At 73.1% G+C, this 21,334-nt stretch carries 17 protein-coding genes; 10 read left to right on the plus strand and 7 right to left on the minus strand.

From position 1 onward, the window contains the following. Positions 1 to 178 precede the first annotated feature (178 nt). Positions 179 to 1,222, plus strand: coding sequence for an L-glyceraldehyde 3-phosphate reductase (gene mgrA / locus ACIQOE_RS40150; RefSeq protein WP_362646866.1), 1,044 nt, complete (start codon positions 179 to 181; stop codon positions 1,220 to 1,222). A 37-nt stretch (positions 1,223 to 1,259) separates the two neighbouring features. On the opposite strand, the gene ACIQOE_RS40155 is transcribed toward mgrA, so the two are convergent. From ACIQOE_RS40155 to ACIQOE_RS40175, 5 genes are all read right to left on the minus strand, one after another. Beyond that, positions 1,260 to 2,132, minus strand: a complete 873-nt coding sequence (locus ACIQOE_RS40155) for an ABC transporter permease (protein WP_365562413.1) — start codon at positions 2,130 to 2,132, stop codon at positions 1,260 to 1,262. Beyond that, positions 2,129 to 3,256, minus strand: a complete 1,128-nt coding sequence (locus ACIQOE_RS40160) for an ATP-binding cassette domain-containing protein (protein WP_401417034.1) — start codon at positions 3,254 to 3,256, stop codon at positions 2,129 to 2,131. Before ACIQOE_RS40160 ends, ACIQOE_RS40155 begins: the two co-directional genes overlap by 4 nt. Before the next feature lie 106 nt (positions 3,257 to 3,362). Then, the gene (locus ACIQOE_RS40165) at positions 3,363 to 3,518 is read right to left on the minus strand and encodes a VenA family class IV lanthipeptide (RefSeq protein WP_317440737.1); all 156 of its coding nucleotides are present in this window, start codon (positions 3,516 to 3,518) and stop codon (positions 3,363 to 3,365) included. 44 nt (positions 3,519 to 3,562) lie between these two features. Then, entirely contained in the window at positions 3,563 to 6,235 is a 2,673-nt protein-coding gene (lanL, locus tag ACIQOE_RS40170) for a class IV lanthionine synthetase LanL (protein ID WP_401417036.1), read from the minus strand. 479 nt (positions 6,236 to 6,714) lie between these two features. Beyond that, positions 6,715 to 7,767: a serine hydrolase domain-containing protein gene (locus ACIQOE_RS40175; RefSeq protein WP_401417038.1), complete on the minus strand. Its 1,053-nt coding sequence runs from the start codon at positions 7,765 to 7,767 to the stop codon at positions 6,715 to 6,717. Between the two features lie 714 nt (positions 7,768 to 8,481). Between ACIQOE_RS40175 and ACIQOE_RS40180 the strand changes: the two genes are divergently transcribed. The 3 genes from ACIQOE_RS40180 to ACIQOE_RS40190 all read left to right on the plus strand — a co-directional run bounded on the left by ACIQOE_RS40180 (position 8,482) and on the right by ACIQOE_RS40190 (position 11,009). Beyond that, on the plus strand, positions 8,482 to 9,150 hold the full coding sequence (locus ACIQOE_RS40180) for a response regulator transcription factor (protein WP_351324638.1): 669 nt from the start codon (positions 8,482 to 8,484) through the stop codon (positions 9,148 to 9,150). Beyond that, entirely contained in the window at positions 9,147 to 10,259 is a 1,113-nt protein-coding gene (locus tag ACIQOE_RS40185; protein ID WP_401417040.1) for a sensor histidine kinase, read from the plus strand. Before ACIQOE_RS40180 ends, ACIQOE_RS40185 begins: the two co-directional genes overlap by 4 nt. Positions 10,260 to 10,409: 150 nt before the next feature. After that, entirely contained in the window at positions 10,410 to 11,009 is a 600-nt protein-coding gene (locus ACIQOE_RS40190; RefSeq protein WP_351324641.1) for a histidine phosphatase family protein, read from the plus strand. 48 nt (positions 11,010 to 11,057) lie between these two features. Here ACIQOE_RS40190 and ACIQOE_RS40195 read toward each other — a convergent pair whose 3' ends face one another. Further along, complete coding sequence (locus ACIQOE_RS40195; RefSeq protein WP_401417042.1) at positions 11,058 to 11,537, minus strand: hypothetical protein; 480 nt, start codon at positions 11,535 to 11,537, stop codon at positions 11,058 to 11,060. Positions 11,538 to 11,650: 113 nt separating this feature from the next. Here ACIQOE_RS40195 and ACIQOE_RS40200 point away from each other — a divergent pair, with 113 nt between their 5' ends. Next, the gene (locus ACIQOE_RS40200) at positions 11,651 to 11,830 is read left to right on the plus strand and encodes a DUF6480 family protein (RefSeq protein WP_351324644.1); all 180 of its coding nucleotides are present in this window, start codon (positions 11,651 to 11,653) and stop codon (positions 11,828 to 11,830) included. Positions 11,831 to 12,030: 200 nt separating this feature from the next. Then, positions 12,031 to 14,169, plus strand: a complete 2,139-nt coding sequence (locus ACIQOE_RS40205) for a SpoIIE family protein phosphatase (protein WP_401417043.1) — start codon at positions 12,031 to 12,033, stop codon at positions 14,167 to 14,169. A 21-nt stretch (positions 14,170 to 14,190) separates the two neighbouring features. On the opposite strand, the gene ACIQOE_RS40210 is transcribed toward ACIQOE_RS40205, so the two are convergent. Further along, positions 14,191 to 15,375: a type III polyketide synthase gene (locus tag ACIQOE_RS40210; protein WP_399009106.1), complete on the minus strand. Its 1,185-nt coding sequence runs from the start codon at positions 15,373 to 15,375 to the stop codon at positions 14,191 to 14,193. Positions 15,376 to 15,688: 313 nt separating this feature from the next. Here ACIQOE_RS40210 and nhaA point away from each other — a divergent pair, with 313 nt between their 5' ends. From nhaA to ACIQOE_RS40230, 4 genes are all read left to right on the plus strand, one after another. Then, positions 15,689 to 17,599, plus strand: coding sequence for a Na+/H+ antiporter NhaA (nhaA, locus tag ACIQOE_RS40215; RefSeq protein ID WP_401417045.1), 1,911 nt, complete (start codon positions 15,689 to 15,691; stop codon positions 17,597 to 17,599). Between the two features lie 132 nt (positions 17,600 to 17,731). Next, positions 17,732 to 19,336, plus strand: coding sequence for an adenosine deaminase (locus ACIQOE_RS40220; protein WP_365562390.1), 1,605 nt, complete (start codon positions 17,732 to 17,734; stop codon positions 19,334 to 19,336). 103 nt (positions 19,337 to 19,439) lie between these two features. Further along, positions 19,440 to 20,753, plus strand: a complete 1,314-nt coding sequence (gene secY / locus ACIQOE_RS40225) for a preprotein translocase subunit SecY (protein WP_351324652.1) — start codon at positions 19,440 to 19,442, stop codon at positions 20,751 to 20,753. Positions 20,754 to 20,837: 84 nt separating this feature from the next. Beyond that, the gene (locus tag ACIQOE_RS40230; RefSeq protein WP_351324654.1) at positions 20,838 to 21,299 is read left to right on the plus strand and encodes a GreA/GreB family elongation factor; all 462 of its coding nucleotides are present in this window, start codon (positions 20,838 to 20,840) and stop codon (positions 21,297 to 21,299) included. Positions 21,300 to 21,334 lie beyond the last annotated feature (35 nt).

Genomic DNA, 21,334 nt, shown 5'->3' on the forward strand with positions numbered 1-21,334 from the left:
GGGGCGCAGGCGCCGTCCCCGCGCGGCCGTGGCGGGCCGCCGGCGGGCTCCGCTTTGAGAAGTGACAGCGATGAATCCGATGTGCGTGAGCTGTTGGACTCGGCAATCGCGCCGGGGCACAGTAGGCACGTTCACCCCACGAACGGCACGAAACCCACCGTCACCTGCGGAGACCCCCATGAACCACGTCGCCGATCCCGAGCGGTACAACGGCACGATGCGCTACCGGCGCACCGGGCGTTCGGGCCTCGACCTGCCCGTCCTTTCGCTGGGCTACTGGCACAACTTCGGTGACGACCGGTCGTTCCAGTCCCAGCGGGACATCGCGCTGCGCGCCTTCGACCTCGGGATCACCCACCACGACCTGGCCAACAACTACGGCCCGCCCTACGGCTCCGCGGAGATCAACTTCGGGCGGCTGATGAAGCAGGACCTCGCGCCGTACCGGGACGAGATGATCGTCTCCACCAAGGCTGGCTGGGACATGTGGCCCGGCCCGTACGGCCAGGGCGGCGGCTCCCGCAAGTACCTGCTGGCCTCCCTCGACCAGTCCTTGCAGCGCATGGGCCTCGACTACGTCGACATCTTCTACTCCCACCGCCTCGACGCGGGCACGCCCCTGGAGGAGACGATGGGCGCGCTGGACACCGCCGTCCGCCAGGGCAAGGCCCTGTACGTCGGCATCTCCTCCTACGACGCCGAGCGCAGCCGGCAGGCCGCCGCGATCCTGCGGGACCTCGGGACGCCCCTGCTCATCCACCAGCCGTCGTACAGCATGGTGAACCGCTGGATCGAGACGGACGGGCTGCTCGACGCGGCACGGGACGAGGGCTTCGGCGTCATCGGGTTCACGGCGCTCGCGCAGGGCCTGCTCACCGGCCGCTATCTCGACGGGATCCCGGAGGGCTCGCGGGCCGCGGCGGGTACGTCCTTCGACACGGGCTGGCTGTCGGACGACATGGTGGAGCGGCTGCGGGCGCTGAACGCCGTCGCGCAGCGGCGCGGGCAGACCCTCGCGCAGATGGCGCTCGCCTGGGCGCTGCGGGACGAGCGGGTCACCTCGCTGGTCATCGGCGCGTCCCGCACCGAGCAGCTGGAGCAGAACGTCGCCGCGCTGGACAACCTGGACTTCACGGCGGAGGAACTGGCCGAGATCGACACGTACGCCGTCGACGGCGGCGTCGACCTGTGGCACGACGCGAGGACCGGGCAGATGGGCTGAGACCCCGCGCACGCCGTCCGCGGCCGTTCCGGAAGAGTCATTCGGGACGGCCGAAGCGGTGCGCGGCCCAGAGCAGGGCCAGCGCCCCGGCGACCGCCAGGAGACCGCCCTCCAGGAGCAGCGGGGGCTGACGGCCGTACCACTCGATGCCCGCGGCGGTCGCCGCGTCCGGCACCCGCAGCGCGATGCAGCGGCGCAGCACGTCCACTCCGTAGGCGAGCGGGTTGACGGCGGCCAGCGCATGCGCCCAGCCCGGCAGGTTGTGCAGCGGGAAGAAGCCTCCGGAGAGGAACAGCAGCGGCATCATCACCAGGCCGAGCAGCATGTGGAAGATCTCCGGCCGGTCGATGCTGACGGCCAGCAGCAGGGCCAGGGCCGTGACGGTGAAGGACGCCAGGATCATCGCGGCGAGCAGGAGCGCCAGCAGGAGCGGGTCGTACGGCAGCCCGACGGCACCGGCCAGGCCGAGCAGGACGGCGCCCTGGACGGTGGAGACGAGGGTGCCACCGGCGCAGCTGCCGAGCAGCAGGGTGGGCCTGCTGACCGGGGCCATCAGGAGTTCGCGCAGGTAGCCGCTCTGCCGGTCGGTGATCAGGCGGACGCCGACGATGATGGCCGGCGCCTGCACGGTCATCATCAGCATGCCGGGGAAGAGGTAGGTCTGGTAGCCGACGCCGAGCGAGGAGTTCGGGATCAGCGCGGCCAGACCGCCTCCCAGGACGAAGAGGTAGAGCACCGGCTGGAGCAGCATCAGGCCCGTGTGGACGGGCTGGGACGCCATGCGCAGCAGGTCGCGGTGGACCAGGGCGTGCACGGCGCGCAGTTCGTGGCGCGGCGAGGGCCCGGACCCGCGGCCGGAGCCGGCGGCGCTCTCGTGGGCGTCCGAGGCCGGGAGGGCGGGCGCGGTCATGGGGCCTCCTCGGCGACGGGCTCGGCGGCCGCCGGAGCGGTGGCGTCCGAAGCGGTGACGTCCGGAGCGGGGTGGGACCGGGGGGTGTGGATGCTGCGGCCGGTGTGGTGGAAGAAGACGTCGTCGAGCGTCGGCGGGGTCGCGGACGCGGCGTGCACCGCGATGCCCTGGTCCGCCAGCGCCGCGCACAGGCGCGGGATCCAGGCGCTGCCGTCGGGCACGCGCAGGGAGACTCCGTCGGGGTCCGCGGTGAGGACGGTGCCCGGCGGGACGGCACGGGCGACGACCTGGCGGGCCGCCGTGTCGTCGCCGGTGCGCAGGACCAGCCGGTCCGCGCCGATCTCGGCCTTCAGCGCGAGGGGCGTGCCCTCGGCCACCAGCCGGCCGTGGTCGAGGATGCCGAGGCGGTCGCAGTTCTCGGCCTCCTCCAGGTAGTGCGTGGTGACGAACAGCGTGCTGCCGTGCCGGTCGCGCAGGGCCCGCAGGTACTGCCAGACCTGGGCGCGGGCGTGCGGGTCGAGGCCGGTGGTCGGCTCGTCGAGGAACAGCACCTCGGGCGCGTGCAGCAGGCCGCGGGCCAGCTCCAGACGGCGGCGCATGCCTCCGGAGAGGGTGCGTACCAGGGCGCGCCGCCGGTCGGCCAGTCCTACCGCGTCGAGCATCTCGGTGACGCGGACGCGGGCGTGCCTGCGGCGCAGGCCGTACAGGCGGGCGTGGATGTGCAGGTTCTGCTCGGCCGTCAGGTCCGGGTCCAGGGCGCTGTGCTGGAAGAGCATCCCGACCAGTCTTCGTACCTGGTCCGGACTGCGCAGTACGTCGGCGCCCGCCACCGTGGCCCGGCCCGCGGTGGGGCGGGCCAGGGCGCACAGCACGGCGAGGGTGGTGGACTTCCCGGCGCCGTTGGGGCCGAGGAAGGCGTACGTCTCGCCCCTGAGCACGTCCAGGTCCAGGCCGCGCACGGCGTCGGTGGTGGTCCCGTCGGGGCCCGGGTAGCTCTTGACCAGGCCGCGGGTCGTGATGGCGCGGTCCGGCCGGGCGGCTGGCCGTTCGGCGTCCGGATCCCCGGGTCCGGCGGTGCGGGGGGTCGCTCGGGTCCTGGCGTCGTCACCGGCGTGTGCCTGCATGGTCGGCTCCTCGTCCACGGGGTGTCCTGTGCGGGCCCGCCGGCCGCGGCGGGGCGTGCTCCGGCCGGCGGCGGCCCGTGGACCGCCGCCGGCCGGAGGTTCTCGGCTACGCGCAGCTGATGCCCACACAGACGGTGTTGAGCAGCGTCAGCAGGCCGACGCAGGCGCACGTGCCGGAGAACGACGCTCCGTCGAAGTCGACCGGGTCGGTCTCCGGAAGGGCGTGCAGGTGGGCCAGCAGCTCAAGGGTCTGGTTCTCCATGACAATCTCCTTCTCTGTGCGTCGGCGACAGGTGTTCCTGTCGCTCAGCCCGGCTGCTGGACTGTCCAGTGCCGGGAGTCTGCGTGGCGGTTCCTCAGGAGGAACGCCAGGATTCCCGCGGACCCGTCGCTCCAGCTCGTCGAGACGTCCCCGTACTCGTTGGGGAAGACGACGTGGCTGCCGCGGTGGGCGCGTTCGGTGACGATGAGGCGGGCCAGTTCCCCGGCCGCCTCGCGGTGGACGGGATCCCCGGTGGCGTCGGCCATGTCGAGGAGGAAGTCGCCGTTGCCGGCGAGTCCGTGGCACTGGGCGAGACCGGCCCGGGAGGCGCGTTCGACGACGGCGTGCGCGGCTCCGCGGGCGAGGTCGCCGTACCGGTCGTCGCCGGTCCGTTGCCACAGGCGGATCAGGAAGGACCCGATGCCGGCCGAACCGTGGCACCAGTAGGGGGCGGTCGGCGGGTCGGTGGCCTGGGCGGGCCACTGGACCGCCCGGCCGACCGTCTCGGCGTGGGCCACCAGATGCTCGCCCGCGGCCACGGCCAGCTCCAGGTGGTCCAGGCTGCCGGAGACGCTCGCGGCGGTGAGGAGGAAGCTGCCGATGCCGGCCGATCCGTGGGCGAAGCCCAGATAGCGTTTGCCCGCTTCCTCGGACACGGCTTCCGCGGGGACCGGCCAGCTCACGCCGGAAGGCTCGGGCTCCGCGGCGGCAGCCAGCCGGTCGGCCGCGTCGACGACCAGACGCGCCAGGCGCGGATCGCCCGTGCGGTGCCACAGGTGGGCGGCGGCCAGTCCGCTGCCGGCCGTGCCGTGGGTGATGTCGTGACTGGGTGTCGGCTCCGGCGGGGCCAGCGCCAGGGCCAGCGCGTGGTCGGTGAGTCTGCGGTCGGCGACGGCACGGCCGGCGTCGTACAGGGCCCAGGCGATGCCGCGGCCGCCGAAGTGCAGGCCGGGGCGGATGGACCGGGCGTCGGTGCGGGCGGCGATCCAGTGGCCCGCGGTGGAGATCAGCTCCGGCAGGCGGGGGTCTCCGGTGAGCTCGAAGTACCGTGTCAGGACCGCCAGTACACCTGCCGCGCCCTGCTGCACGGTGCAGGGGTCGGTCTCCCCGGCGAGGGTCGACACGGGCCACAGCCGCGGCTCGTCGGAAGGGGTGATCGTCTCGACGAGGTGGTTGACCATCCCGGCGACGGCGGCCTCGGTCCCGGTGTCCGGCCCGCTCGACCGCACCGGTCCGGGGGTGGGGCGCGCCGGCCGCGTCAGGTCGATCCCGTGCAGGGCGTCCCGCGCCCTGTCGGGGTCCCAGCGTTCACCGGGGTCGTCCCGCATCAGCCCGAGGATCATCTCCGGCAGGCCGTCGGGCAGGCGCAGCGTCCCCGCGCAGGCGGTCAGCCACTCCGCGAATCGTTCTTGTGCCGGTCTGGTGTCGGGGTCCTCGGGCAGCAGGTTCGGCACCTTGCCGGCGAGCACGAAGCACATGGTGGCGCCGAGGCTGTAGTAGTCGGCCGTCCGGGACACCGGGGCGTCCAGCAGACGTTCCGGAGCGCTGAACCCGGGGGTGCCGACCCGGGTCGGGAGCGGCCGTTCGTCCTCCAGGGCGGCGAGCTCCAGGTCGATCAGGCGCAGCTCCCCGTCGGGGCGGACCATCACGTTGCCGGGTGTGAAGTCCCGCAGGACACAGCCGCAGGCGTGGGCCGCCGCGACCAGGTCCACCAGGCGTTCGACCTGGTCGAGGGCGTCCGCCCGGTAGCGTTCGCTGCCCAGGTCGCGGAAGCGTTCGGCGACCCAGTTGCGCAGCGGGACGCCCGGCACCTCCTCCTGGGCGAGGAACAGGTGGCCGCCCATCTCGAACATCGCCAGCAGTTCCGGCGCCAGTCCGGTGTGCTTCAGTTTCTCCAGGGTCCTGGCCTCGGCGCGCAGCCAGTCGCGGACGTCGGCGCCGGACGCGTCGCCCTCCACGTGCGGCCGGGCCTCCTTGATCACCACGGGTGCGCCCGTGGTGACGTCGGTGCCCCGGTAGACACCGCCCTTGTTGGTGTGCCGGATCGCTTCCCGTACCGAGAACCGGCCGCCGAGCAGGACCGGGCGGCTCGCCGCCTTCTCCTGTCGCGGCGGGAGCGGTACGGAGGCGGGGAAGGGGCTGACCGCCCAGGCGGGCGGGGCGTACTGCCCGGTGCGTTTGTCCTCCACCGGGTTGCCGTCGGGGTCCTCGATGAACCACACCAGCAGGCCCTGGTCGGACAGCCGGCGGCGGCCGACGAAGGCGCCGTAGCGGTAGTGGACGAGGCTCTGCGGGGCGTAGGGCTGGTCGGAGAGGATCCGCGGGCCGGCCAGTCCCGCCGTGGCCCGGTGCAGCTCCAGCGCCACGCGGGCCGCGTCGCCGTCGGAGGGCGGGTAAACGGTGATGAACTTTCCGGAGTTTCCGCGCGGAGTGGCACGGGTATTGAGCGCGCTCACCTGTTCGAGCGAGCGGACGAACTTGAATGCCGATTCCTCGGCCAGCAGAACGTCCAAGGCCTTCACGAGGACTTCGGGAGCGGAGGCCGCCGTCGCGGAGACATGCAGTTTCCAACCTTGCCGGCGTCGAATTCCGGACTGCCGGGTGAGGCGGCACCACAGGTCGTCCGCGTCGACCGTCCAGCGCGCTTCCGTACCTGTGGCCTGTAATCTCTCACGTAACAGATTCTCGAGGTCGACTTCAGTTGCGTGGCTCGTCATCCGCGTCCCTCTCAGCGGGAAAACCGCTGGTTGGAAATTCCTTCGGTAGGAAAAAATGTACAGCCGGCGCGGCGGCCAAATCCATCCTATTCCGCGAGCGCACGGTGTTATTGCGGCGGCGGATGGCGCAGTCCGGCGCAGTGGGAGGCGCGTGGCCGACACACGCCCGAAATACTCCGACCGTTCGACCTGATGGCGCTCTGAATTCGATCCGAAATAAAAGGCGTGCGACCACTTTTTTCCGAAAAGGGCTCGACGTCGACAATCCAGCGGAACCACTGTTCTCCCCCGGTCCCAGCTTTCCCACTCGTCGCCGTGAACCCGGCGAGAACGCACGCGTGCTTTCCGGGTCCGCGCCTATGTCCGCCCCGGTTCCGAACCCGGGGCCGAGTGAGCACGCGCCACACCCGTGACGAAGGCGGCGGCAATCGGCGCGGAGGGACGGCCCGTTCACCACCTCGCGCCGGGGCCGGGTGCGCTCAGGCGAAGGCCAGCGAGCGGAACGCGTCGCGGACGGGGACGAGGGAGCCGTAATCCCTGGTGTAGTACGACGCGTTGGTCAGCAGGACCGCCCAGCGGCCCTGCCGGGGAGACAGCCAGGCGGTGGCCGCACCGGAGCCGTGCGGCTCCCAGACGTCGTCGGCCCCGGCCGCCGCTCCCGGCGCCAGACGCCAGAACAGGCCGCCTGCCGGGGCGAGTTCACCGGTCTGCGGGCGCAGCGACTCCTGGACCCAGGCCACGCCGAAACCGGGCTGTGCCTCGCCCCGCCCCGGCTGGAGCAGGTGCCGGAGGAACGCCGCGAGGTCGGGAAGGACGGTGAACACCCCGGAGGCGCCGCACACCCCGCCGAGCAGGCGCGCCGACGCGGCGAGCGCGGTGCCCCGCAGACGGATCCCGGTGTGCCGGTCCACCGCGGTCGGCGCGCAACGGTCCGCCGTCTCCCGCGGCAGCGGGCCGAAGCGGGTCCGTGTCATGCCGAGGGGCTGCCACACCTCGGTGTCCGCGAGCGCGTCCAGGCCGCGGCCGGAGAGTTCCTCGACGAGCCGGCCGAGGACGAGGGCGGCGCGCTCGGTGTACTCCACGGCCTGCCCCGGCGGACGGCGCACGGCGTCGTGGAGGATGCCGTCGCGGACGTCCCGGGGGTCGGTGCCGTACAGGCTCACGAGGCTGCCCCGGAGCGGGACGCCCGCCGTGTGGGTGAGCAGGTCGCGGGTGCTCACCCGGCCCAGCGGGCGGCCGCGCACCTCGGACCAGAAGTCGCCGAGGTGCGCGTCGAGGTCCAGTTCACCGGCCTCGACGAGGCATCCGACGGACGACCACACCGCGAGGATCTCCGTGAGCCCCTCGACGTCGAAGACGGTGTCGTGCCGCATCGGTTCGTCGGCCCGGTCGGGATCCAGCACCCCCGGCGTACCGAGGACCATGTTCCTCGAACGGTCGCCGACGGCCCAGACGGCGCCCGGGCAGACCTTGTCGCGGACGCCTTCCTCGACGGTCCGGCGGATGCGGTCGATGTCGAGTTCCAGGGCCATGGTCTCCCGATCTGTCCAGGTTCGTCCGTCTCCCGCGCTCAGCGTAGTGAGACGGCCGGGAAGGACCCGGCTCCGCCACGACGGGCCGCCCACGCGGTTCGCGGCGACGGTCGGCCACCGCGAGGGCGAGGGGCGGGGGGGGCGGGGGCCGCACCGTCGCCGGGCGGGAGCCGCCTGTCGGTGGACAGCCGCCGTGCGCCGCCTGTGGACAGGGGCCGGTGGAGCGGTGGCGAGGTGCTGCTCGCGCGGGAGGGCGGGCCGATCGCGCGGATCGGCGGGCGACCGGGCGGCTGACGAGCCCCGTCCGGTCGGCGGCGGGCCGCCCCGGTCATGGACGTGAGCCGCGGGCGGGTGAACCGGGGGCGCAGGCCGCACGTTCCCGAACGGGGAGCAGCCGCCCCGCCGGTGGACGAGCGCCTCTCCCCCGTCGGCGGTCGGGCACCGCCATGGTCACCGGACGGGACCCGTCGCCCTGTCGGTGAGCGAACGCCGCCGCGTGAGCGGCCGGGCTCCGCCCGGTGGCGAGCCGGCACCGGCCAGGGAAAGGACCGGTGCCGCGGACCCGAGACGACGGCCGACGTCGTGTCGGCGGGCGGGGGCCCGCCGACCGGCTGAGGTCGCGCCGCCAACCGGCGGGTTCTGGGAGGCGGCCGTCGGGCCGCGGGGCACCGCCGGGGTACGCATCGACCGGGGCATGCGAGGAGCGGAGCGCACATGATCCGGGTGCTGGTGGTCGACGACGAGGCATTGATCCGTACGGGGTTCACGCACATCCTCGAATCGGCGGAGGACATCGAGGTGGTCGCGGCGGTGGCCGGCGGCCAGGCCGTGCACAGCGCGCGGGAGCTGCGCCCCGACGTCGTCCTCCTGGACATCCGGATGCCCGACGTTGACGGGCTCACCATCCTCGCCGACCTCCGCCGGATGCCGGAGCCGCCGGTGGTCGCCATGCTCACCACGTTCGACACGGACGAGTACGTGGCGACCGCGCTGCGTTCGGGCGCCGCCGGATTCCTGCTCAAGGACACCGATCCCGAACAGCTCCCCTACTTGGTGCGTGACCTGGCGGAGTCGGGGACCGTGCTGTCGTCCAAGGTGACGCGTCTGGTGGTGGGCGGGTTCCTCGACAACACCGTCCGTGAGCCGTCCGCCCTCGCGCTCACCGCCCGGCTCACCGAACGCGAGCGTGCCGTGCTCGTCCTCATGGCGGAGGGGCTCGCCAACAACGAGATCGGCGAACGGCTGCATCTGAGCACCGGGACCATCAAGGGCCATGTGACCAACGTGCTCGGCAAGCTCCGGGTGAGCACCCGCGTCCAGGCGGCCCTGATCGCCGAGCGCGCGGGGCTGCTGGCGTCCGCGCAGGACGAGGGGGCGCGGTGAACCGCCGGCAGCCACGGGCCGCGCTCGCGGACATCGCCGTCGTCGCGGTGGCGCTGGCCGACGCCTGGGCCCACGTCGATCTGGCCGACCGGCTCACCACGGCCTGCGCGGTCGTCGGCGCCCTCGGCCTGGCGCTGCGTCACCGGATGCCGCTGACGACGTTCGTCCTCGCCCTCCCCACCGGCCTGGTCACCGACGCGGTGGTCACCCCCATGGTCGCGCTGTACACGCTGTCCTCCCTCAACCGCCACCGCCTCCTGCTGGGCACCTGCGCGCTCATCTACGCGATCATCGACTTCCTGCCCTGGCCGTGGTCGTCGCTGGACGCCACGGAGCTGTCCCAGACGAACAACGTGTTCCACCTCAGCTACACCCTGGCCACCGCCGCCGCTCCGGTGTTCCTGGGCCAGCTCGTGCAGGCCCGGCGCGAGCTGTCGCTGCGGATCGCCGACATCTCCGAGGCCCGCAGGCAGGAGCGGCTGCTGACCGCGCAGAGCGTGCTGGCCAAGGAGCGCGCCCAGCTGGCCAGGGAGATGCACGACGTGGTCTCCCACCAGGTCAGTCTCATCGCCGTACAGGCCGGGGCGCTCCAGGTGGGCGGCCGGGACGCCGAGACGCGGCACGCCGCGGCCACCATCCGGCGGCTGAGCGTGCAGACCCTGGAGGAGCTGCGGCACATGGTCGGGGTCCTGCGGGCGTCGGGCAGCAGGCCCACCGAGCTGACCCCGCAGCCCTCGCTCGCCGACCTGGAGCACCTGCTGGAGGCCGGCGGCATCGAGGCGAAGCTGGAGATCGACCTGCCCGAGGAGCTGCCGCCCACGGTGCAGCGCGCCGTCTACCGGACCGTGCAGGAGGCGCTGACCAACGTCCGCAAGCATGCTCCCGGCGCCCGCGTGACCGTCCGGATCGGGCTCCGGGACGGCTCGCTGCGCGCCACGGTCACCAACACCGCCCCCACCCGCAGCGCGCTCGTCCTGCCGAGCGCCCGCCACGGTCTGGCGGGACTGGCCCAGCGGGCGGAGCTCCTCGGCGGCACCGTCACCTCGGGCCCCACGGCCGAGGGCGGCTACGAGCTGCGGCTGGAACTGCCCCACGAGCCGCACCGCTGAATCCGGGCCCCGCCGCCGCTCCCGCCCGGCCGGTCGGCGGGGTGGCTTCGGACACCTGGGGGATAGTGCCGGACGGCGCCGGGCCCGAAGGTGGAGGGCACGGGGCTCGCCCCGTCGGCAGCCAGATCCGGCCAGGAAAGGGGTAGTCCCATGTCGATCCACCTGACGCTTCTGTGCGCCCCCGGCGGCGACGCCACCGTGGACCCGCTGCTCGGCGACGCCCACCTGAGCGAGCACGGCATGAACATGGCCGGGTATGCGAGAGCAGTGCTCTCTCCGCATCAGCCGGCCGTGCGGACCCCGTCGATCCGCTGTTCCGAGACGGCCGACGCAATCGGCCTGGTGGCGTCGTCCGAGCCGCTGCTGCGCGATCTCGACGTGGGCACCTGGCAGGGCCGCGCGGTCCGTGACATCGCCGCGACCGATCCCGACGGGTTCAGCGCCTGGCGCACGGACCCGGACGCCACCCCGCACGACGGCGAGTCCGTACGACAGCTCTGCCGCCGGGCGGCGGACTGGCTGAGCGGCGTGGCGCCGGACACCGGGCGCGCGGTGGCCATCGCCGAGGCGGCCGTCGTCCGGGCCGTGCTCGTCGGGGCCATGGCGGTACCGGCGCGAGGTTTCTGGCACCTGACCGTGCCGCCCCTGAGCGCGTTCCTGCTGACCCGGCGGGACGACGGCTGGGACGTCCGGTTCGGCAGGCGGCGCCTGCGGTCCGTACCGAGGCCGACCGCCATCAGCTGGGGCTAGAAAACACCACCGAGCGCCGCCCCTCCCGGTGACCGGGAGGGGCGGCGCTCATTCGATCCCGAGCGGTCCGATGCCCAGGTCCTCCCGCATGGCCTGCCGCATCCGCGCCATGGCGGCCCGCCGCCGCGCGACCAGGGGCGCCTCCTCGGGCGAGCCGACGGCGACACCGCGGGCATAGGCGTCGCGCAGGGCGCGCAGCCCGTGGAACGCCTCGTTCCCCGCCGCCACGACCCGCGTCGGCCCCACCAGCCACAGGGCTTCGCTCGCCGTGTAGACGCCGCTGCCGCGCACGGCCTCCCGTACGGCCGCGTCCCGCGTGGACGCGGTCAGGTGATCGCCCAGCGCGACGGCCCGTATCTCCTCGCCGGCGGCCTTGAGAGCCGAGACGTACACGGTGTACGCCTCGCGCCGGATCTCCCACGCGTGTCTGTCCTCTTCGCGCCGCCACCGGTTGCGGTCGGCGATCAGGGTGGCCGCGATCCCGATGGTGGCACCGGCCAGGGTGGAGAGCAGGGGCATCCAGTCCATGCGCCGCAGCCTGTCCGATCCGGCCCGCCGGCACCAGTGCCGGCGCTGCGGGACGCGGCCTGGCCCGCGCGGGCCGGGGTGCGGGGCCGACCGCCGCGTACGACCATGGACGCATGGCATATCCACTCGTCCCCCCTGGGGAGACTCCGCCGGCCGAAGGCTGTACGGCGGAGGCGCACGAGGAACGCGCGGACGGCGGCGCGTGGGAGCACCCGGGCCTGTGGCTGGGGCTGATCCTCATCGGCGTCGCGATCGTGGCCGCGTACTTCATCGCGCGGATCTTCCCGATGTGAGCCGTCGGCGGTCCCGAGCAGCCTCCCGCCGGAGTGCACCCGGCGCGGGGCCGCGGCGAGGCGCGGGCGCGCGATCGGCCGGTGCGGGCGGCGCGGCCCGCCGCGATGCCCGGTGAGGTGTGCGGTCGGCGGTCTCGGGGTCCCGTCTCCGGGCCGGCCCACGGCCCCGGTGCCGCGTCGGTGATTGCTGAGGGAGCCGTATGGACTCCACGCCCTCCCCCACCCCTTCGTCCTCCTCGCCGTTCGACATGGTCAGCAGCGCCCTGGGACGGTACGTCCCGCAGGCGCCCGCGGAGCGCGCCGCACGCCCGCAGCCGGCCGAGGACCTGCCGGAGTCCGGGCGTCAGGACCGGATCCTGGGCGTGGTCAACCTGGACAAGGACCTGTTGGTCCTGCGCCGCAACCTGGACGCCCCGGTGTTCGCCGGTCTGGACGCCGTGCCCGGAAGCCCCTTCGTCGACCTGCTGCCGCCCGGGGACGTGCCGACGGTCACCCGGCGGCTGCGGCAGGTCCTGGAGACCGGTGAGGCGCATGTCGCGCGGATCCAGCGCCTGCGGCGCGACGACGGCTCGGAGCTCGTGGTCTCCCTGAGCATCCTGCCCGCGGCGGCGCCCCAGGAGGGGCTGACCGTCTCCCTGATCGCCATGGCCACGCGGCTGCACCTGTACGCGGCCGAGACCGCGATCGGCACGTCCCTGGACATCGGCGAGACCGCGCAGTCGCTGGCGGAGTCCCTGCTGGCGTGGGGCGACGTGGCCGCCGTCGACCTCGACTTCACGGTGTGGACGGGCGAAGGGGTCACCGGGCAGGCACAGGGACGCATCCGGTTGCGGCGGGCCGCCCTGGTGCCGGACCGGGTGTGGCCCGAGGGCTACGTGACACCGGGCGACGACCTGCCGAGCGACGCGAGCCGGCTGCTGGCGCAGGCGGTACGGCGGGACGACACACCGCAGACCATCGTCATGCCGGACCGGAAGGCGGTCGAGCGGGTCCTGGGCAGCCCGCGGGTCATGCGGGCGCTGGTGCCCGGCGACCGGTCGGCCGGCGTGGCGTGCATTCCGCTGGTCCTGGACGGCTCGCCGCCCGTCGTGCTGGGCGTGGCCGAGGTCTGGCGGCGGGCCGACAGCCCCTTCCGCGACAGTGAGCTGTTCGACCTGCAGGAACTGGTCGCCAGGACCGCCCACCACGTCGACCTGGCCCGTCAGCACCAGCGTGAGCACAAGCAGGTGCTGGCGCTCCAGCGCAGGCTGCTGCCCCGCGCCGGCGGCGACACGATCGAGATCGCGAGCGTGTACCAGCCCGCGACACCGGACAGCGCGGGCGTCGGCGGTGACTGGGTGAACAGCTTCCCGCTCCCGGACGGCCGGACCGCGCTGGTCGTCGGAGACGTCGTGGGTCATGGTCTGGGAGCCGCGGCCACCATGGGCCAGCTCAGCATGGAGGCCCGCGCCCTGCTGTCGGCGGGGCTGGCGCCGGACGAGGTGCTGGAGCGCCTGGACGAGACCGTGACGCTGCTGGACGACGCGGATTCCGGGCTGGCGGCCGGGTACAGCGCCCTCGGGTCGACCTGCTGCATCGCTCTGTACGACCCGGTCAGCCACAGTCTGGCGCTGTCCAGCGCCGGACACCTCCCCCCGGTCCTGGTCTCACCGGACGGCCGGGCGAGCACGCTCGCGGTCCGTCCGCATCCCGGTCTCGGCGCCGAGTTCGCGCTGCGCGAGCCGTTCGCCGTGCACACGTTCGACGTACCGCCCGGTTCGCTGCTCGCCCTGTACACCGACGGTCTCGTGGAGGATCCGAGCGTGTCGATCGACGAGGGCATCGGCATGCTGGCGGACGCCGTGTCCGCGGTGCACCCCTGGGACGGTCTGCAGCAGGCCGCCCGGCACGTCGTCTCGACGCTGGCTCCCCTGCACGAGCGCGACGACGTGACGCTGCTGCTGGCGCGGATGATCGGCTACCGCAAGGGTGACACCGCGACCTGGCGGCTGCCCGCCCGCCGTGACGCTCCCGCCCGTGCCCGCGCACACGTCCGCGCGCTGCTGCTGCGCTGGGGCACCCGGGACGGCACCCGGGACAACGCGGTGCTGCTGGCCAGCGAGCTGGTCACGAACGCCGTGCGCTTCGCCACCGGGCCCGTCACGGTACGGCTGATCCGGTCCGGGCACGCCCTGCTGCTGGAGGTGGGCGACACCGGCAACGGCAGGCCCCGGCTGAGCCGCGGCGGTCTCTTCGACGACGCCGGCCGCGGCCTGCACGTCGTCCACAAGCTCACCACCCGCTGGGGGGTGCGGTGGACGGACGCCGGCAAGGTGGTCTGGGCGGAGGTGATGAGGTGACGCGGACACCGCGGCCGTCCCTCAGAGCCACTCCCCTTCCAGCGCGGTCGCGCTCAGGCCCGGCGCGGCCGCGTACAGGACCGCGCGGCTGCCCGGCCGCTGACCCGCGGCGTGGGCCCGCCGCATGATGTCGAAGACGGCGGCGCCGCCGCGGTTGCCGGTGGTGTAGCTGTCCCGGCTGTGGGCGAGCAGTCCGGACGGCCACGTGTCGGGCATCGTCTGCTCCATGTACTCCAGCACCCGGGTCCCGCCGGGGTGCGCGAGCAGGACGTCGGGGTGCCAGGGCGCGGGGTCGTCCTGGTGGCGCAGGCGCAGCCACTCCCACATCGCGGTCACCGTCTCCTGCACGGCCCGCGGCCCGCGCCGGTCCATCACGAAGTGGGTGCCGTCCGCCCGGGTGTCCAGGCGGTGCAGGTCCTGGGTGTCCGGCAGGGTGTGGTGCCAGGCGGCGTCCAGCCGCAGCACCGACTGCTCCCTGCGGCGGCCGGTGACCACCGCGGCGACCGCGGTGTCCGCGAACAGCAGCCGGACGATCAGGGACTCCAGGGTGTCGTCCGCGGGCTGGTAGGTGGTGCTCAGCGCCTCCGAGATCACGACCAGGACCACCCGGTCGGGATCCGCGGCCACGAGGTCGGCCGCCAGCGCCAGCGAGCGGGTGCCGGCGATGCAGGCCCACTGGGTGGCCGGCAGCAGCAACACGTCGTCGCGGAGCGAGAGCCGGTTGGAGAGGGCGACGTCCAGCCCCGGCAGCGCCGGGGTGGTGGAGTGACTGGTGATCAGGCAGTCGACGTCCGAGACGTCCAGGCCGGCGGCCTGCAGGGCTCCGCGCGCCGCGCGCTCCCCGTAGGACTGCACCGCCTCCCAGGCCGGCGCGGTGCGCTCCTGGACGGTCTGCGGCACGGGTATCGCCTCCAGTGCGGCGATCGCGCGGTCCACGTCCTGCTGGGCGAACCCCTCGCGCGCCAGCGCCTCTTGGGCCGGGCCGTGGCCGACACCCCGCAGGCCGCCGCCCTCGCCGGGGGCGACGGCGGACTCCAGCGGCAGCATCCAGCCGCGGCTCGCTATGCCCGTGCTCGCCGCGATGCCGTCGACCCGCGGCGCCCAGGGCGCATGCGGATGGCGGTCGCGGACCTCCGCCACGATCTGGCTGGTCTCCACGGTGTGCTCGCCGTGGATGACGGCGGGAGGACAGAGGTATGCGGCCATGATGAGACACCTTTCGAACGAAAAGGGGTGAATGTCGCAAATGCCGTGCCCTGGGTCACCACGGAGGGGCACCCAAGAGGCCGGTCGCGGGCTCCACTTCGGGAGCCGAGCGCCGCGTCGAGCATGGCCGCCAAAAGGACATTTCCGCTGTGATGCAGACAACTCAGACCGGCATGGGTTCGCGTGACAAGTCACACACCCCCGCGCCGGAGGCCGTCGCGGCCGCCTCCTGGGCCGGAGCTGACCCGCCGTCAGCCGGGCCGAATGCCGGGCAATCCGAGAGTCGCGCGCCGGGCGTGGCGATAATCGGCACGTGAGCGGCGATGAGTCCACCGATGCGTCCCAGGGGCTGGCCACGCGGAGCACGACGCGCTGGCGCTCCTTCGTGCAGACCGAGACCGGCAGTGCCGTCCTCCTCCTCGGCGCGGTGTGCGTCGCCCTGCTGTGGGCCAACATCGACCTGCGCTCGTACGACGCCGTGTGGCAGGCCCGTTTCACGATCGGGTTCGACACGAAGCACCTGTCGCTGCCCCTGCACGAGTGGATCAACGCCGGTCTGATGAGCCTGTTCTTCTTCGTCGTCGGCCTGGAGGCCCGGCACGAGTTCGACATGGGCGAACTGCGCGACCGGCGCTGGGTGCTGCTGAGCGCGGTGGCGGGCCTGGGCAGCATGGTCGTACCGGCGCTGATCTACCTCGCCTTCAACGCCGGCCGCGACTCCGCGCACGGCTGGGGTGCGGCGATGTCCACCGACACCGCGTTCGCGCTGGGCATCCTGGCCGTGCTCGGATCACGGCTGCCCGCCTCCCTGCGGGCGTTCATCCTGTCCATCTCGGTCGTCGACGACCTGGTCGCGCTCCTGGTGATCGCGGTCTTCTACAGCGACGACATCCACCTGCCGGCGCTGCTGGTGGCGGTGGGCACCCTGCTGGTGATCATGCTGCTGCGGCTGGCCCGGGTCCGGAAGGGACGGTACTGCGCCGTCCTGTCGGTGGTCGTGTGGGTGGCGCTGCACGAGGCCGGCGTCGACCCGGTGGTCACCGGACTTGCGGTCGGCGCCTTGGTCGTGGCCTATCCGGCGCCGCGCGAGGACCTGGAGCAGGCCAGCCGCCTCTTCCGCCTGTTCCGGGAGCAGCCCACACCGGAGCTGCAGCGCTCGGCCGTCCAGGGCCTGACCGCCGCGATCTCGCCGAACGAGCGGCTGGAACAGAAGTTCCTGCCTTGGGTGAGCTTCGGCATCGTGCCGGTGTTCGCGCTGGCCAACGCCGGTATCGAACTGAGCGGCGCGAAGCTGGCCGACGCGTTCACCTCGCCCGTCACGCTCGGCATCGTGTGCGGCTGCGTGGCGGGCAAGGTGATCGGGCTCGTCGGGTCCATGGCGGCGGCGCGGCTGGTGTCCGGAGGGCGGCTGCGGCCCAACGTCGGCTGGGGCTCGGTCACCGCGGGCGGCGCGATCGCCGGAGCGGCCTTCACGGTGTCCCTGCTGATCGCCTCGCTGGCCTTCGAGGGCGAGGAGCTGGACCAGGCGCGCATCGGCATCCTCGCCACCCTGGTCGGCGCCTTCGCGGCGAGCTGGGCGGTCACCGGCGTGATGAACCTGCTGCCCGCCGCCCGCCGGGCCCGTGCCCTGCTCGGCGACACCGATCCGCTGACCGACCTCGCGGTCACCGTCGACGCGCGCCACGACCGGATCCGCGGCCCCGAACACGCGGCGGTCACCCTGGTGGAGTACGGCGACTTCGAGTGCCCCTACTGCGGGCAGGCCGAGGCGGTGGTGCGGGAGTTGCTGGGCACCGACGCGGACGTCCGCTACGTGTGGCGGCACCTGCCGCTGACCGACGTCCACCCGAACGCCCAACTGGCGGCGGAGGCATCGGAGGCCGCGGCCCGCCAGGGCCGGTTCTGGGACATGCACGACCTGCTGCTGGACCGGCAGGACGCCCTCGGCGCCCGCGACCTGCTGCGCTACGCGCGCGAACTCGGGCTCGACGAGGAGCGGTTCCGGCGGGACCTGGAGCAGCACCGCGGTGCGCCCCGGGTCGCGGAGGACGTGGACTCGGCGGACCTCAGCAGCGTCTCCGGCACTCCCACGTTCTTCATCAACGGCCGGCGCCACCACGGCGCCTACGACATCCAGACCCTGGAGACGGCCGTCGACCTGGCCCGGCAGCGGGCGCTGGCGGAGCACGCGGGTGCCGGGCGGCCGGGCCCGGCGGCGGACTGAGCGGCCGGGGCCGCGGCGCCCGCCGCGGTACGGCGGCCGGGGCGGGGCCGTGGCTGCGCCCGCGCGGGTGACTCCGCCGTACCCACCGCGCGGCAGCCGGGACCGGCGGGCGGCCCTGAAGATCATCGGAGGGTGACGACCTCTCACGGCCCTCGCGCCTCGCACCCCGCACGCCGCACGGCGCTCTCCGCCGGGCTCGGTGCCCTCTCGCTGCTCTGCCTCGCGTCCCTGTCCGCCGCGCCGCCCGCCGCCGCGCACGAGGCGACCGTCCCGCGCGCCCCCCGGCCGATGACGGCCGCCGAGTCGCGCACGGCCGCCTACCTGGAATCCATCCGCCACGACCCCCGGCTGCTGCGCGGCTTCTTCCGGCACCTGCCCAAGGGCGGTGACCTGCACAACCACCTCTCCGGTGCGGTCAGGACCGAATACCTCATCGAACTGGCCGCCGAGGACGGGCTGTGCATCGACACGGCCACGCTGACGGCGGTCGTGCCGCCGTGCGGCGCGGGCACCCGTCCGGCCGCCGACGCCCGTACCGACCGCGACTTCCACGACGCGATCGTGCGCGCCTGGTCGATGCAGGACTTCCCGCCGGACCAGAACGGCCACGACCACTTCTTCGACACGTTCAACAAGTTCGGCGAGGTGCCCTGGCGCCACCGGGGCGAGCTGCTGGCCCAGGTCGCCGACACGGACGCGGCGCAGAACCAGTTCTACCTGGAGACCATGGTCACCCCGGCCTCCGACGGCGCCCGGCAGCTGGCCGCCGAGGTCGGCTGGGACCCCGACCTGGCCGCGCTGCACGCCAAGCTCGTGGCCGGCGGCAGACTCGACAGGGTCGTGGCCGACGCCCGCAAGGAGGCCGACGACGGCGACGCCGCCTTCCGGACGGCCGCCCGCTGCGGCACCAGCCGTCCGCGCCCCGGCTGCGCGCTGACCGTCCGCTGGATCTCGCAGGTCAACCGCGGCAGCGCACCGGAGCGCGTCTTCACCCAGCTGGCCCTCGGCATGCGGCTGGCCGAGCGCGACTCGCGGTTCGTCGCCGTCAACCTGGTCCAGCCCGAGGACTGGGACAGCTCGCTGGCCGGTTACCGCCTCCAGATGCGCATGGTCAACTACCTGCGCACCGTCTACCCCAAGGCCCATGTCACCCTGCACGCGGGCGAGTTGTGGCCCGGTCTGGTCAAGCCCGAGGACCTGAAGTTCCACATCGCGGACGCCGTGAACGTCGCCGGCACCGACCGGGTCGGCCACGGCGTCGACCTGGTCCACGAGGACGGCTGGCAGCAGACGGCCCGCACGATGGCCGCCCGCGAGATCGCCGTCGAGGTCCCGTTCACCAGCAACGCGCAGATCCTCGGGGTGAGCGGCGCCGAGCACCCGTTCGCCACCTACCGCTCCTACGGGGTGCCGGTCGTGCTGGCCACCGACGACCCCGGCGTCTCCCGCATCGACATCACCCACGAGTACCAGTACGCCGCCCAGACCTACGGCCTGACCTACCCCGAGCTGAAGGACCTGGCCCGCGCCTCACTGGAGTACGCGTTCCTGCCCGGCCGGAGCCTGTGGCGCGGCAACCCCACCCGCGACGGCTACCACCCGGCGACCGCCTGCGCGGGCCGGCTGCCCGGCAGCGGCCGCACTCCGACGGCGGAGTGCCGCCGGCTCCTGGACACCAGCGCCAAGGCCGCGGTCCAGTGGCGACAGGAAGCCGCCTACGCCACCTTTGAGAGGTGAGTCCAAAAGTTCCCAATTCCGGCTGACCAGGTGTCGGGCGGCGCACGGCGGGTCATCCATGTGCCGCCCGGACCGACCAGGACGAAGGGGTGCAGGCGGCACCGTGCTCACCGCGTTCATCAATGCCTTCAAGACGCCCGACCTGCGGAAGAAACTGCTCTTCACGCTGGGCATGATCGTGCTCTACCGGGTCGGCACCCATGTCCCGATCCCCGGCGTCAACTACCGGGCCGTCCAGGCGTGCGTGACCGAGGCGTCCGGCAACCAGGGGCTGTTCGGGCTGGTCAACCTCTTCAGCGGCGGTGCGCTGCTCCAGATCACGATCTTCGCGCTCGGCATCCTGCCGTACATCACCGCGAGCATCATCCTGCAGCTGCTGACCGTGGTCATCCCGCGCCTGGAGGCGATGAAGAAGGAGGGCCAGGCGGGTACGACGAAGATCACGCAGTACACCCGGTACCTGACGGTGGCCCTCGCCGTGCTGCAGGGCACCGGCCTGGTCGCCACCGCCCGCAGCGGCGCCCTGTTCTCCGGCTGCTCGGTCGCCGCCGGCATCATCCCGGACCGGTCGATCTTCACCACCGTCACCATGGTGATCTGCATGACCGCCGGTACCGCCCTGGTCATGTGGCTCGGTGAGCTGATCACCGACCGCGGCATCGGCAACGGCATGTCGATCCTGATGTTCATCTCGATCGCCGCCTCCTTCCCGTCCGCGCTGTGGGCCATCAAGAAGCAGGGCACCCTGGCGGGCGGCTGGATCGAGTTCGGCTCCGTCATCGTCGTGGGGCTCGCCATGGTCGGCCTGGTGGTCTTCGTCGAGCAGGCCCAGCGCCGGATCCCGGTCCAGTACGCGAAGCGCATGATCGGCCGCCGGGCCTACGGCGGCACCTCGACCTACATCCCGGTGAAGGTGAACCAGGCGGGCGTCATCCCGGTCATCTTCGCCTCCTCGCTGCTGTCTATCCCGGCCCTGGTGGCGCAGTTCTCCGGCGGGGACTCGGTCTGGAAGCGGTGGATCGCCCAGAACCTCACCAAGGGCGACCACCCGGTCTACATCGTGCTGTACTTCCTGCTCATCGTGTTCTTCGCGTTCTTCTACGTCTCCATCTCGTTCAACCCGGAGGACGTCGCGGACAACATGAAGCAGTACGGCGGCTTCATCCCGGGCATCAGGGCCGGGCGGCCGACGGCGCGGTACCTGTCGTACGTGCTCAACCGGATCACCTGGCCGGGCTCGCTGTACCTGGGCGTGATCGCCCTGGTGCCGACCATCGCGCTGGTCGGGTTCGGGGCGAGCCAGAACTTCCCGTTCGGCGGCACCAGCATCCTGATCATCGTGGGTGTCGGCCTGGAGACGGTGAAGCAGATCGAGAGCCAGCTCCAGCAGCGCAACTACGAGGGCTTCCTGCGCTGACCCCGCGAGGGACATAGTCGGTAAAATCGGTACAGTCGGTGATCAGAGCGCGACGTCCGTCGTCCCGTCCCCGAAGGAGCGGCCATGGGTGGGCCCGAACCGATCAGCGCCGAGGGCCGTCGCGCGCTGGAGCAGCAGCTGGCCGATCTGCACGCCGAGCGGCGGGACGTCGCCGCGACGCTGGTCGGCGACGACGCGCCGGGCGACCACGCGGACCAGGCCGACGAGTTGCAGCGCGCCGACGACCTGCGGCGCCTGGACGCCCGTATCGAGGACATCACGCTGCGGCTGCACCAGGCGGCCGTCGCCCGGCCGGCCCCCGCGGGCGTGGTGGGCGTCGGCTCCACCGTCACCGTGCGGTTCGCGGACGGCGCGGTGCAGAGCGTCGCGATCGGCGAGATCGCCTCCGCGGACGACGAGAACCTGGTGACGGAGGACAGTCCGCTCGGGCGGGCACTGCTCGGACACCGGGTCGGCGACACCGTCAGCTTCGAGACGCCGCAGGGCGGCACGGACGCCACCGTGGTCTCGCTGGAGGGCGCCTGACCGGGAGCGGCGCACCGGATCCCGGGTCAGGGGCG

Source organism: Streptomyces sp. NPDC091282 (assembly GCF_044757385.1).
Classification (GTDB): Bacteria; Actinomycetota; Actinomycetes; order Streptomycetales; family Streptomycetaceae; genus Streptomyces; species Streptomyces gramineus.

Bases quoted from the DNA above. Each gene is read 5' to 3' on its own strand.
- mgrA (WP_362646866.1), top strand. From the start codon at position 179: ATGAACCACGTCGCCGATCCCGAGCGGTACAACGGCACGATGCGCTAC.
- ACIQOE_RS40155 (WP_365562413.1), bottom strand. From the start codon at position 2,132: ATGACCGCGCCCGCCCTCCCGGCCTCGGACGCCCACGAGAGCGCCGCC.
- ACIQOE_RS40160 (WP_401417034.1), bottom strand. From the start codon at position 3,256: ATGCAGGCACACGCCGGTGACGACGCCAGGACCCGAGCGACCCCCCGC.
- ACIQOE_RS40165 (WP_317440737.1), bottom strand. From the start codon at position 3,518: ATGGAGAACCAGACCCTTGAGCTGCTGGCCCACCTGCACGCCCTTCCG.
- lanL (WP_401417036.1), bottom strand. From the start codon at position 6,235: ATGACGAGCCACGCAACTGAAGTCGACCTCGAGAATCTGTTACGTGAG.
- ACIQOE_RS40175 (WP_401417038.1), bottom strand. From the start codon at position 7,767: ATGGCCCTGGAACTCGACATCGACCGCATCCGCCGGACCGTCGAGGAA.
- ACIQOE_RS40180 (WP_351324638.1), top strand. From the start codon at position 8,482: ATGATCCGGGTGCTGGTGGTCGACGACGAGGCATTGATCCGTACGGGG.
- ACIQOE_RS40190 (WP_351324641.1), top strand. From the start codon at position 10,410: ATGTCGATCCACCTGACGCTTCTGTGCGCCCCCGGCGGCGACGCCACC.
- ACIQOE_RS40195 (WP_401417042.1), bottom strand. From the start codon at position 11,537: ATGGACTGGATGCCCCTGCTCTCCACCCTGGCCGGTGCCACCATCGGG.
- ACIQOE_RS40200 (WP_351324644.1), top strand. From the start codon at position 11,651: ATGGCATATCCACTCGTCCCCCCTGGGGAGACTCCGCCGGCCGAAGGC.
- ACIQOE_RS40205 (WP_401417043.1), top strand. From the start codon at position 12,031: ATGGACTCCACGCCCTCCCCCACCCCTTCGTCCTCCTCGCCGTTCGAC.
- ACIQOE_RS40210 (WP_399009106.1), bottom strand. From the start codon at position 15,375: ATGGCCGCATACCTCTGTCCTCCCGCCGTCATCCACGGCGAGCACACC.
- ACIQOE_RS40230 (WP_351324654.1), top strand. From the start codon at position 20,838: ATGGGTGGGCCCGAACCGATCAGCGCCGAGGGCCGTCGCGCGCTGGAG.